Source organism: Methylomonas koyamae, from assembly GCF_001644025.1.
Lineage (GTDB): Bacteria > Pseudomonadota > Gammaproteobacteria > Methylococcales > Methylomonadaceae > Methylomonas > Methylomonas koyamae_A.
On sequence record NZ_LUUK01000168.1, the window covers coordinates 1 to 13,195 of the forward strand.

A 13,195-nucleotide genomic window follows, 5' to 3' on the forward strand; every position below is an offset into this window, starting at 1 on the left:
ACTGACTAAACCGACAAAACACCCATTGCCTGGATTGATGGCCGGGGTTATCCGGTAGGCGTCGGGAGAGGTGCCGGATTTTTTAATCCTGGCGAGCCTTGGAAATGGCAAACAACGTGGAGCAACCGCGCTGCAAAGTAACCCCGGCGTAACCCCAGAAAATAAAAAAGGCCTTCGATTTCTCGTAAGGCCTTGATATATATGGAGCTGGCGATGGGACTCGAACCCGCGACCGGCTGATTACAAATCAGCTGCTCTACCAACTGAGCTACGCCAGCAAATTGGCTCGCCATTATACAAAAAACGGCGAGGTAATCCAGCATTTTTTGCGGCGCGCTACTTGTTGCGTATGCTGTCTATCATGCTCGACAAGTAGTCCATCATGTTCTTTAGAAACGCTATCGCCAGATCGAGCTGGGTTTGTAGATAGAACAGGAAATGACTGTGGTCGAAGTCCTGGTCCATGTAAAAGCTGACGCCGTTGTTGATCGTGTTCAAGCCCATCACCAGCATAATCACCGCGGCGGCCTTGAACATGAAACCGCGCAGTTTCGCGCTCATTTTGCCGAATGCCACGCTGATGAATAGCATCATCGGCAAGGTGCCGGCGCCAAACGCCAACATTAACGCCCCCCCTTCCAGCACGCTCGTCGCGGTTGTGGCTTTGACGGCCATCGCGAAGGTTAGCATGCATGGCATCAAGCCGTTTAACAGTCCGGCGATGATCGAGCCGACAATAGGTCCTCGTTGATTCGCCGTGGCGTAACCCTTACGCAACATTCCCAACGGGATTAATCGAAGCGAACCTTGCCAGGGTATCCAACCCAAAACCCCCATCGCCAACGCAATGACAACTAAGCCCATCGTGATTTGCAGCACACTTTGAATCTTGCCGAACAAGCCGCTGGATATCAACACGACACCCAGGGTCGCAGCGGCCATGCCTATCGTCGCATACACCGTAATACGGGCCACTTGGTAAGCCAGATAAGGCCAATAGCTTCGACTTTTGCCGGCCTTCATGAAAAAGCCGGATACCAAGGCCCCGCACATGCCCAGACAATGTCCGCTACCTAAAAAGCCTGCCGCGAATGCCAGGGTATAGTCGAAACCGCTAGCGGCGGCCATCTCCGTCATGCCATGCATCGCATGATCCATGCCGTGCATTTGGTGGTCCATTTATTTGCTGAGTCTGAGTGAATTGACGATGACCGACACCGAACTCAACGCCATGGCTGCCGCGGCGATCATCGGGTTAAGTTTGCCCATTGCCGCTACCGGGATGGCGATGGTGTTGTAGCCGAATGCCCAAAACAGGTTTTGTTTAATCACGCTGATCGTGAAGGCACTGAGTTCTATCGTGTCGGTAACTTTGCCGATGTCGCCTTGCACCAACGTCAGATCGGCGGATTCTATCGCGACGTCGGTACCGCCACCGACCGCGAAACCGACATCGGCGGCAGCCAATGCCGGCGCGTCGTTGATACCGTCACCTATCATGCCGACATTCAGACCGTCCGCCTGCAATTGCCGAATGATCCGGAGTTTGTCGTCCGGCTTGGCCTGTGCCACCACGTCGGCTATTCCCACCCGAAACGCGATGGCGTAGGCGGTTTTTTCGGTGTCGCCGGTGACCATCATGGTTTTGATACCCATCCGATGCAAACGCTCGATCGCGGCGGCAGCTTCGAGTCGCGGCGTATCGGCGATCGCGAATACCGCGGCTTCCTTGCCGTCAACCGCCATGAAAACCGGCGTTTGTCCCAGCGCGGCGGCGGTATCGGCCGGCTCCGCCAATCCGTGAACCTCAACCTGATGACTTTGCAACCAGGCCTGGTTACCGATCAGCAACTTGTAGCCGTCAACTTCGGCGCGGATGCCGTGCCCGGTCTCGCTGTAAAAATAAGCGCAGTCGTGCAAGGCCACTCCCTGTTCTTCGGCATGTTTGACGATGGCCTTACCCAGGAAATGTTCGGAATTGTTTTCGGCGGAAGCCGCCAGCATCAGCAGCTTGTGTTCGGCGATGCGCGAGACTTTGTGGATTTTGACGACCTTAGGCTTGCCTTCGGTAATGGTCCCGGTCTTATCGAATACGATGGCGTTCAACTTGCTGGCGATTTCCAGACTCTCGCCGTTGCGGATATAGACCCCCTGCTTGGCAGCCTGTCCGGTGCCGACCATGATCGCGGCCGGCGTGGCCAATCCCAACGCGCAGGGGCAGGCGATCAATAGCACGGTAATCGCGTTGCCGAACGCCATCCCAAACGGCGCGCCGGCGATCAACCAGCCCGACAGCGTCAGCGCGGACAAGCCAATCACGGCCGGCACGAACACCGCCGAGATCTTGTCTACTTGCTTTTGAATCGGCAGCTTCGCGGCTTGCGCCTGATCGACCATATGCACGATGCCGGCCAGCACGGTATTCATGCCGATGGCGCTGGTCCTCACCTGCAAGACGCCGTTTCCGTTGACGCAGCCGCCAATCACCGTATTGCCGATCACTTTGACGACCGGCATGCTTTCTCCGGTAATCATCGATTCATCGACCGTGGAAATTCCGTGGATGACGACGCCGTCGGTCGGAATTTTTTCGCCGGGACGCACCAACAACACATCGCCAACTTGAATCTCGTCGACATCCACCCGCCGCTCTTCGCCGCTTTCGGTCAATAAGGTTGCGGTTTGGGGTTGCAGATCCACCAGTTTGCGGATCGCCTCGCCGGCTTTGCCGCGCGCGCGTTCTTCCAGATAGCGCCCGAGCAATACAAAGGTGACGATCGCCGCCGCCGCTTCGAAATAGACGTGACTGCGCCGGCCGAACAAGGCCGGCAAACTGTAGCCGTAGGCCGAGCCAACGCCGAGTGCGATCAAACTATCCATATTGGCGGCGCGCTGCTTGGCTAGCCGATAAGCCTTGACGAAAAACTGGCTGCCGGTACCGAATACCACTTGCGTGGTCAGGGCAAATTGCAACCAGTGCAGCCAAACACCGGTGCGCATCGTCATCGCGACCGCCACCACCGGCGCGGTCAGCAGCCCTGCCCATACAAATCGACGCCGGGCCACGTCAATTCTTTGCAACTCCTTTTCGATCAATTTCTTCCTCTGCGAGAGAGTGTCGACCTGCAAGGCGCTGTAGCCGAGTTTTTCGATGGTTGCGATAACGTCGGCCTTAGTCAAGCACCCTTGCACATTGACGGTTTCGGTCGCGAAATTGACGCTGGCCTTTTTGATACGCTCGTCGCGGTTCAGGACCATTTCGATCAACAGCGCGCAAGATGCGCAACTCATGCCTTCCACCGCCAAATCGATGTCGGCCAATGGTCCCTCGGGCAGCTTTTTCTTATCGGCCGCGCCGAGTCGCCGCTTGCTGGCGATATTGCCGAGGACCGCATCCAGCAAAATCAACAGATTTTTGGCCGGCAGCCGACTCGAGTCGAATTCGATCGCGACCGAACCGATCGCGATCACCGAGCGTACTCGTTTAATTTCCGGTCTTTTTTTAAGCAGAATTTCGAAAATGTAACTGCGCTCGGGATCGCCGACCAGCACCGGCGTAACGATTCTGATCCGGTTGCGCAATTGGTGCCGGACCTCAAAATGCCGATAGGGGTTGTTATCGGTAACCATTAAGACTGCACTCCTAGATGTGACTGGCCAAGGAACCCGGCGAACGGCGCCGGGTTGCGACCAGTCGGCTTATTTGGGCCTGCGGGATCTGACCAACAAGAAAAACATGTAAAACACCGCCAGCCATTCGTAGCGGTAGGCCCATGGTCTGGGCAGCCATTGCTGGGTAATTCGCGGCCAGTGCGCTTTGATCAAATACAGTACCAACACGTCGTTCAGAAAGTCGATCACGGCTTTCTCGGGATCCTTGAACAAGGCTTTGGGACCTTTACTACTGAGTTTGCCGAGCACTTTGGCCGCCTCGACGGTTTCCTTGCCAGCCTGGACTTTCTCACCGAACCAAGCGCCGACCCGTGTGCTTTTTAGTCGTCGTTTGATACCCAGAGCCAAGCGGCCGGCCGCTTTCGTCGCTGGGATGTCGTCGAAACACCCTTCGGCTTCCAATTCCGCCAGCACTTTATGCAGGGCGCGCGCCAAACCGGTAAAGTCGCAGACCGCTTCTTGAAAACGGATCGCCAGCTTGCGTTGGCCGCGAAACAAATCGACTGCTCGGACACCCGGCAGCTCGCGAATCCGGTTTACCAGCGCCTCGGCGGCCCTTGGCCGACAAGCACGCTCCGGCAGTTGAAAGCGCAGGTGGCCCTCGTGGCGATAACGCAGAACAAATTCTCTTTGTATGGCCATATCAATGGGATAGAAACAAAGACGGGCGACACCTTTGCCGGCTGTCGCCCGTTCTTAAAACAGAATCGAAGAACCGGGTTCGCATCAACGCGATCAATTCTCTTCTTTCGCTTCGGCGACGATGTCTTCCAGCGTTTCCTTTTGATGCAATACGAAATCCTTACCGGCGTCGATAGTCTTTGCCGCGCTGGCTACGATTTCTTTTCGGTATTTGTATACGAAATAACCGGCGACCATGCCGGCGCCAAACAATAAAATCGGATGTTTTGCAATTTTACTCATCAATTTTCCTCCAGTGTTGACGGTTGCGGTAGCCAGTGTTCCCGCGACAACCTGCTTACTCATCGACGAGTCGGGTGAACGCGCCTGCTTGTCGTGATTGTGCGCCATAACGATCCTCTGGTTAGCTCCGAGTAGGTTGGGATTTTGTGTCGTGGTCGTCGGGTAGTATCAGTTCTTCATGAAGCATCTGAAAGATGCCCTTACAACCCTCGCAACAGAACTGTTTGTCGCCCTCGACAGTTTTAAGTTCAAAACCGCTGACTTCGACAGTCAGCCCGCACAAATCGCAGTTTTTATCGTTTTCGGTCGTCGCCATATCATCCAATCCTAATCATTCCTTGCCTGAAACCGGAGGAATTATAAACGCCTTGGCCCGTGGCGGCTAATGGATGACGAAATCACAGGTACACTTTACCGTTCAGCACTTACCACGCGCGGCTTTGCTGGATGCCTTCATCAAAGCGATGCGCAACGCGCCGGTCAAGCTGGTGCTTAACCCCAAACGCATCGCTAGGGCCGGTACCAGAATCATCGAAGCAATTGCCAGCCCGGCGCCCAGGACTAAACCGCCGGTGTTTAAGTGTTGGGCAGTGGTTTCGTAATTCGTGACGATCAATTCTTGCGCCATGTTGCTACCTCTGATGGAAAAGTGAAAACACACTATTTCCTAAGAGAGCACAAACAATGCCACAAGCCTAGATATTGAATTTCCAAGAAAAAAATTCAAATACCTTAAAAACAACAAAACAGTTAAGCGATATGCCGCGAAAATATTATGTCATTTAACATAGTTTAGCAAATGCATTTCTCCACCCTCCGCGCGCATCGGCGCTTGCGGAACTCTTTTTTTCGTCGTCGGCCCCATTCTTGAGACTAGCTAGACTCAATACAGACCGCGTCCGGCATCCCATAACAAGACCTTTCCGCCGAAGAATTCGTAGCGGACCTCGCTAGTCCGCTCGAGAAACCCAAGCAACTCGTCGGACATTTTCTTGCTTTCCATCTCGTCGGTAATGACCCAAACCCGTCGATGCTGATTGAACAAGTGCCTCAATTCATCGAGGTTGGTGACCAGTTTTCCGCCCGCCCAACGATCCACGACTTGACCCTGAACCGAGGCGTGCCGGTATACCTCGTCGAAGGATAAGGTTTCCATCAAATAGTAATCGACACCACCCATGACTATCGCCGCCGACATCGGCGATACCGTCAAGATCTTATCGTCGGGTGACTTTTGCGCCGCGATAAAGTGGTAGGCGGTTTCGTGGCCCATATTGATCGGCCGCGAATACGCATCCACCAGCGCCAGAGGATCGGATTGAAACGGAACCAGGGTCAGCAATAATCCGGCGACGATGGTTCGCCACCGGTTACGCAACACCTCGACGGCGGCGCCCGTTCCGAAGATACGTTCAGCCAGCACGTCTATCCAACCTCGCCCGGTCAACACCGCCAACACGATCAGAAACGGATACAACGGCGACACGTAGCGATTGGCGATCTGCATTAACAGCACCGACGCGACGAATGCGCTGACAAAGACCAGCAAATACAACGTGACAATGGCCGGATTGGATTTCCGCCCCCTGAACCAATACCAAAACCCCGAAACCACCAAGACGCTATAAGCCAGGGCCATGCGCTGGTTGCCCAGCAAAAACAAGTTGATGAAGACATGCGGGTTGATCAAATGCAGCTTCATGATCGAATCGCTGGACGTCGCGATACCGACGTGCGGGGTCAAACAGAGTATCGTAAAGATCACCATATCGGCGATCGTGACCGTCATCATCGTCGCGAATCCGATCAATATCGACCTGTCTGCGCGCCAGTCGAACGGTTTGTAATACAAAAAGCCGGCGATACAAAACGCCGGAAAGGTAATCACGAATACTTCCTGGCTCAGTGCCGTCGCGGTGCAGAATACAAAGAACCAATGTTGGTAGCGGCGACCGTCTCGCCAGATAAAGCCGCGCAAAAACAGATAGACGCTGACCACGCCCAGAAACTGCATAAACTGGTAAAACCGGATAATCCGGGAAATAAAGATCTGCCACGGATCGAAGGCCAGCAATACCGCGACCAACAGCGCCAAACCGCGCCGTCCGCCGATTCTTAGCGTCAGTAAATACGCGGCGATTATCACGCCCAAACCCGGCACTATCGACAAACCTCGGGCGATTTCCTTGCTGTCGCCAAAGACCGCCAACCATAAGGCCAACACGTAATGATAGAGCGGCGAACGGGTGTACAACACACCGGAAACCGCCTCGGGCGACAAGCCCTTCAGGATGCCGCGCGAAGCGTCCCAACTGACGTTTTCGTCCGCTTGTAAATCGTCGAAACCAATCTGATAGTAACGCAATGCAAAACCGGCCACTAATGTCAGCCCTAGCCACAGACGCGAGTCGCGAACCCACCGCCCCGTCTCCGGCCACGACACGCTAAAAGCAGGGCGGCGCAATAACCACCAAGACAGCAAAGTCACTGTCGGCACCCATCCCATCCAGATCGGACGCCAAACAGGATCTTCCAACCACAGGACACTGTCGGTTTCGCCGTAACGGACTCGCAACGCAATCAGCATCAGCGCCGCAATCGCTCCGATTGCCAATAAGCCCGACGGTCCACGTCCGGCATAGCCTTCCGCCGACGCGCCTGCCCCGAGCCGGAACAAGCGCACCGCCAACCAACAAGCGCCGGCCGATACCAGCCACAAGCTCAAAAACTGAACCATCCAGTCGGCATCGATAGGCTCGGCGGTTTGCAGCTTCAACGCCCCCAACCTACTGTCGGCCGACAATGTCGCGGCCGCGATCCATTGGCCGGCACCGGACAACCAATCCGGATGCGCTTGAATTTGAGTTTGCCAATGCAAACCGCCGTCCAACACCCGCTGGCCCAAACGGCCATCGACAAACAACACCGACGGAGCGGTTTCGCTGTTCGGTCTAACGACCCGCACGCTGAGCCGACCTCGATCCGCAGCCAGAAACCGCGTCATATCGAAGGCTTCGATTCCGCCGCCGCCACCGCCGGCACCGACCAACTCGTCATCCCAAAACAGGTAGTACGGCCAATCGCAGCCGATTCTGACCCAGGCCGAATCGCCCGCGACGCGATGCAAATCCACCAATTCGGTTGCTAGACGCATATCGCCGGCCAACCATACGCCGGACAAGCCCAACTCGGAACGCGGTGTCGTCCATATCGTCGGATCAACCGGCGCGTAAACCGGCTTCTCCAATTCCCCCAAAGGCCGCGCGGCGGGCCACTCTGTTTCGTTGTAACCGGGTTCGAAAAATCGCTTACCGGTCAAATTGGCCGCCACATCCAGCGCTCGCCAAGCCTCGGCGCGTCCGTCGATTTCAGCCGTCAGCCCCTCGCCACTGGCTCCCCCCTTAATCGCCAGCCGCGGCAGGTGTTGCGACTGTACGTAGACCGCCAGAGTATTCTCGCCAGGCAGTAAATACGCGGTGATGTCGATGTAGTGCAAGACGCGCCATTCTTCATTGGCGGCGCGTTGCGAGGTCGGGTTGCGCGGCATATCCCAACTATGGGGAACTTGGCCCTGGGCACGATCGGAAAAGCGGGTTTGAAAAGGGAGCGAGGCGTTGATCGAATATTTGTTCCACGAGACCACCCGGCCATTCACCATCAGCTGGTAATCGTCGGCAGCCAGAGCGACCCAGCCGTGTTCAGGTTTGAACGGCAAACGCCATGTCTGCCGAAAGTAGGCGCGCCGCTCCGCATGCTCGGCGCCCATCCAACCGTCGGGCATTTGGTCCCGAATCGGACCCTGGCGAATCGGTAGCAACCAATTCGCCAGGCACAACGCGATCAAAAACGAAGCCACCAGCAACGCGCCTAACGACGGCAGCCAGTGCCGAATCCCGTTCGTACCCATATTATTTCCAACTGTCCGGCGTCAGATATTTGGTATAGAGCTGATGGGCCGCCACCGGATCGTCGCGCCGGAACGCCGCCCAGCTTTTGGTCGCCCAATATTGTCCGGAGATCGTCATCTTTCGGAAATTGACGAACTTCTGCAAGGCGACCACCTGATTGATCGCCTCGGCGGCCCTTTCGAATTGCTTGTATTTCAAATAGACCAACGATAGTCCATACCAAGCCATCGCCGAGGTCGGCATTTGCACCAAGGTTTTGTTCCACAATTCCTCGGCCAATCCGTACTGGCCGGCATTGAACGCCTGCACGCCGTATTCGAGAAACACCGCCGACAGCCAGTATCGATAGGCCGGCATCTCGACCAAGCGTTGGGTCAGCGGCTCGCCGGCCAATTGTTCGGCGCGCGCGTAATTGCCGGTCCTGACTGCTTTGGCCAGTTCGAACAGCGGCCATTCCGGGCAAGCGACGCATTCTTTTGCTTGCGCCATTTCGCCCAAATCGGCGAAATACGGCAAGGCGTAATCCACACCCGGATTCCAGAACGCCGCTCGCCGCCAATCGTCCGCCGCTTCGTGCCAATTGCCCGCGGCGTAACGGGTTTTACCCTGATCGACGTAATAATAAGCCAGCCATTTAGGTATTAACAAACCGGCCAATACCACGACGAACATCGGCCAAAGCCTCGGCGATCGTTCAGCTTCGGCGGATACCGGAATCAGCCAACGGGCCGGCAATATGGTCAGAATCAACCCAAGAATCGCAAAGATCCAGCCCTTGCCGACCGAATTCAAAAACTCGTTCGAATAGCCGAGCACATTTTGCAAAACATGAGTCTGATATTCCGGCAACGCCGCCTTGACGCCCCATTCGTCCTCGAACACCGTGGCGCTGAGCGTATCCGGCGGCATTTGAGTCATTATGATCCGACTCTCCCGCCAGTCGAAGTGTTGCCAGTTCAAGCCGGCCTCCATGTCGTCCACCACCCTATCCACCTGCCGATAAATCACCCGGGTATCCAGCCCGTATTCCGGATACCAGTGATTCATCACATACGGAAACGCCAGTGTTAACAGCAACAACAACCAGCCGGCGCCGATCACCCGCCGCCGAAAAACGACAGTCCCGCGCAGCGCGGCGACCGCCAAGCCCGCATAGCAGAGCAGTCCGGCGCGCACGGCGAATTCCCAGCCGATAGCCGCGTGCTCGCTCAGTTGCAGGCTCGCGCTGCCGAAGCTGGACGCCGCCGAAGACGGGATCGAATACCAGCCGGCCTGGACGCCTAACAGCACGGCGAACCAACCGACCGCGAACAAATAATAATTCCGGGGAATTTGGGTCAGCCGCGCCAACATGCTAAGTGGCCTCTCGCGGGTTACCGGCCTTCCGACGCTCGAACATCATCAGTCCGCCGAACAGGCTCAGTAGTAAATTGATGCTGTAGACGCTGAGCGAAATCGACAACACGTCGGCGCTGGACACCCCGACCGAGCCGAACAACCCGATCATGACGCCCTCGCGGATGCCCAATCCGCCGATCGACAGCGGTACCATCGTCACGATGGTAATCGCCGGCAAAAACAAAATGAAATAAATCGGATCGACGTCGATATGCAAGGCCTTGGCGGCCAAGGCGTAGTAGATGGCGAACATCAATTGCAGCACGGTCGATACCGCCGTCGCCCCCAACAAGGTGCGGCGATGATTGCGGAACGAATACAGCGCCATATACAACTGGGCGATCTTTTCGCCCAAGGCCTTGGGAAACAGCTTCTTAGACAACCACAGGTTCAAGCGGGCCATCGGCGGACACCAGATCACTAGCATCAACAGCAGCAAAAACAGCGCCGATCCGGCCACCGCCAAAAGCGCGGTCTGCGATTGCAGCTTGACCAGATTGAACGGCGAAACCGCAACCGCCAACACCGTCAACCCGACCAAACCGGTCAGGCGTTCCAGAAACACCGAAACGATGGCGAGGTTTGGATTGTTAATAGTCTGATGCAGGCGATAGCCCTTAACGATGTCGCCGCCCAGACCGCCGGGGATGAAATTGTTCAAGAACATGCCGACCATGTAGAATTTGAACAATCGATAGACCGAGACGCTGGCACCTTCGGCGACCAGAAACAATTGCCAGCGATAGGCCGAAATCCATTGGCAGACCGCGTAATACACCCAACCGAACACCACGAACTCGGGGCCCAAGCTGGCGATGCGTCCGACAAACTGATCGATGTCGGCCACGCTAAACAAATAAGCCAGCAATCCGGCGCTGATCGACAACTTAACGATAAAACCCAAGGTTTTTTTCAATCTCATGTTCCGCTTCCGTCGGCGTGCGAGAAGAATCCTCCACGCGCAGATAATAGCCCAAAAACCGCGCTAAGCGCCGGCCTTCAGCATTTCCCAGGCCAGCGTCGCCATGTTCGCGGAACCACCGCCCTCGCCTAGCGCCTGCTTGACCGAGCGCAAGTCGGCGATTTGATTTTCCCGATACGCACGGTCCGCCAACAAACGTTCTACTTCGGCCGCTAGATTGTCCGGCGTCAAGTCATCCTGAATCAGTTCCTTGACGATGGCTCGTCCGGCGATGATGTTCGGCAAGCCAATGAACGGAATTCTGACCAAGCGCTTGCCCAGCCAATAACTGAACGCGGCCAAGCGGTAAACAATCACCATCGGCACCGTTAGCAACGCGATTTCCAAGGATGCGGTACCCGACGTGGTCATCACCGCGTCGCAGCATTGAATCGCATCATAAGTTTGATGTTTTACCACATGGACCGTGACACCGGCGTGACTTAGCGCGGATTGGATTTGCTCGTCATCCACGCTATCGGCCTGCGGCAACAGAAATTGCGGTTTAGGTGCGCGACGGGCCAGTATGGCGGCCGCCTCCAGCATCACCGGCAGCATGCGCTTAATTTCATTGCTTCGACTACCGGGCAGGATACCGATCACCGGCCGCAGAGGGTCCAGATCGAACCGGCTGAAATCTTCGTCGCGGCCGTATAGCGGTTTTACTTTATCGACCGACGGATGGCCGACATAGCGGACTGGGACGCCTTCGGCCTGATAATAACGGGTTTCGAACGGAAAAATTACCGCCATCATGTCGATGGCTTTGCCGTAGGTAAGCACCCTACCCGGCCGCCAGGCCCACACTTGCGGACTGACGTAAAACAACACCTTAACGCCCAGCCGCTTGGCGAATTGGGCCAGCTTCAGGTTGAATTCCTTGTAATCGACACACACCAGCAAATCCGGCTTTTCGGCGACAACCAAGGCCTGCATGATCTTGAGCGCCCGGCGGATTTCCCGATAGTGTTTGAGGACTTCGACCAGACCGATCACGCCGATACCGGACGAGTCGTAGCGGATGTCGATGCCGGCCTCGCGCATCGCGCTGCCCCCCATGCCCAGGCCGCGAACTCCCGAATCTGTGGCGCGCATTGCCTGATACATGTGGGCGGCGTGCCGGTCGCCGGAGGACTCGCCGGCGCTGAACAGCACCGTGTACGCTGGTCGCTTAGTCATTTGTGAGTGGCTGGTGGGCTGCGTTGTGCTTAGCCCACCCTACATCTTGGATATTAAGCTTGGAAGACGCCGCGAATCGCATCGGCGATTTCAACGACGGTGTCGTCGGCCAAATTGGAGCAAATCGGCAGCGAGAAGCATTCGGCGGCCACGGCCTCGGTCACCGGCAACGACAGCCCGGCGCAATCGTCCTTGAACACGTTTTGCTTGTGCAAGGGCACCGGATAGTAAATCGCACTGGAGATTTGCCGGTCGTGTAAAGCCTTCATCACCTCGTCGCGACGCTCGCACAACAACGTATATTGATGATAGACATGCACGCCGACGCCGTCCTCGAATGGCGTCGTCAACGGCAGATCGGCCAGCAATTTGGAATACAAATGCGCGGCGTGCCGACGAGCCGCGTTGTACTGATCGATACGCTTGAGCTTGGCGCGCAACACGACCGCTTGCAATTCATCCAGGCGGCTGTTGTAGCCGACTACGTCGTGGTAATAACGGACTTCGGAGCCGTGGTTGCGGAACTGCTTGATCTTGGCGGCGGCTTCGTCTGATGACGTCGTCACCAGCCCGCCGTCGCCGAAACAGCCCAGGTTTTTGCTGGGGAAGAAGCTGAAACCGGCCGCGTCGCCGTAACTGCCGGTCTGACGATTGGCGACGGTTGCGCCGAAGGACTGGGCGCAGTCCTCGATCAACTTCAGACCGTGTTTATCGCAAATGGCCCGGATCGCCGGCAGATCGGCCGGTTGACCGAACAAATGCACCGGCATCACCGCCTTGGTTTTCTCGGTGATGGCACGCTTGATATTATCCGGCGTGATGTTGAAGGTGCCGGGATCGATATCGACAAATACCGGCGTCGCACCGACATATTTGATGGCCTCGGCGGTGGCGATGAAGGTGAACGCGCTGGTAATCACTTCGTCGCCCGGCCCGATGCCGTGCGCCAACAAGGCCAGATGCAGCGCATCGGTGCCGGAAGCGCAGCCGATGGCATGCTTGACGCCCAAATAGTCGGCGGCTTCTTTTTCGAACGCTTGCACGTTGGGGCCGAGGATGAACGAGCAACTGTCGATCGTCGCGGCGATGCCGGCTTCGATTTCGTCTTTGATGTCGGCGAACTGCGCCTTCAGATTGACCATCGGAATCATCG

11 protein-coding genes and 1 tRNA gene are annotated in these 13,195 nt (G+C 56.4%); all 12 read right to left on the bottom strand.

Annotated elements, in window-relative coordinates:
* Window positions 1–202: 202 nt before the first annotated feature.
* A tRNA-Thr gene (locus A1355_RS12485) sits at window positions 203–278 on the bottom strand.
* A gap of 58 nt (window positions 279–336) precedes the next feature.
* The gene (locus A1355_RS12490) at window positions 337–1,179 is read right to left on the bottom strand and encodes a sulfite exporter TauE/SafE family protein (protein ID WP_064028563.1); all 843 of its coding nucleotides are present in this window, start codon (window positions 1,177–1,179) and stop codon (window positions 337–339) included.
* A complete protein-coding gene (locus tag A1355_RS12495) occupies window positions 1,180–3,630 on the bottom strand; it encodes a heavy metal translocating P-type ATPase (protein WP_064028565.1) in 2,451 nt (816 codons plus the stop codon).
* Window positions 3,631–3,699: 69 nt separating this feature from the next.
* The gene (locus tag A1355_RS12500) at window positions 3,700–4,314 is read right to left on the bottom strand and encodes a hypothetical protein (protein ID WP_064028567.1); all 615 of its coding nucleotides are present in this window, start codon (window positions 4,312–4,314) and stop codon (window positions 3,700–3,702) included.
* Between the two features lie 93 nt (window positions 4,315–4,407).
* Window positions 4,408–4,596, bottom strand: coding sequence for a hypothetical protein (locus A1355_RS26135; RefSeq protein WP_082885522.1), 189 nt, complete (start codon window positions 4,594–4,596; stop codon window positions 4,408–4,410).
* Window positions 4,597–4,717: 121 nt separating this feature from the next.
* The gene (locus A1355_RS24580) at window positions 4,718–4,912 is read right to left on the bottom strand and encodes a heavy metal translocating P-type ATPase metal-binding domain-containing protein (protein ID WP_082885523.1); all 195 of its coding nucleotides are present in this window, start codon (window positions 4,910–4,912) and stop codon (window positions 4,718–4,720) included.
* Between the two features lie 102 nt (window positions 4,913–5,014).
* The gene (locus tag A1355_RS12510) at window positions 5,015–5,224 is read right to left on the bottom strand and encodes a hypothetical protein (RefSeq protein WP_064028571.1); all 210 of its coding nucleotides are present in this window, start codon (window positions 5,222–5,224) and stop codon (window positions 5,015–5,017) included.
* Between the two features lie 255 nt (window positions 5,225–5,479).
* Window positions 5,480–8,503 (bottom strand): phospholipid carrier-dependent glycosyltransferase, encoded by a 3,024-nt coding sequence (locus A1355_RS12515; protein WP_064028573.1) that lies wholly within the window; start codon window positions 8,501–8,503, stop codon window positions 5,480–5,482.
* Window position 8,504: 1 nt separating this feature from the next.
* A complete protein-coding gene (locus A1355_RS12520) occupies window positions 8,505–9,857 on the bottom strand; it encodes a tetratricopeptide repeat protein (RefSeq protein WP_064028575.1) in 1,353 nt (450 codons plus the stop codon).
* Between the two features lies 1 nt (window position 9,858).
* Window positions 9,859–10,824: a lysylphosphatidylglycerol synthase transmembrane domain-containing protein gene (locus A1355_RS12525; protein ID WP_064028577.1), complete on the bottom strand. Its 966-nt coding sequence runs from the start codon at window positions 10,822–10,824 to the stop codon at window positions 9,859–9,861.
* A gap of 63 nt (window positions 10,825–10,887) precedes the next feature.
* Entirely contained in the window at window positions 10,888–12,042 is a 1,155-nt protein-coding gene (gene lpxB, locus A1355_RS12530) for a lipid-A-disaccharide synthase (RefSeq protein WP_064028579.1), read from the bottom strand.
* Between the two features lie 53 nt (window positions 12,043–12,095).
* The gene (locus A1355_RS12535) at window positions 12,096–13,193 is read right to left on the bottom strand and encodes a DegT/DnrJ/EryC1/StrS family aminotransferase (protein ID WP_064028581.1); all 1,098 of its coding nucleotides are present in this window, start codon (window positions 13,191–13,193) and stop codon (window positions 12,096–12,098) included.
* Window positions 13,194–13,195 lie beyond the last annotated feature (2 nt).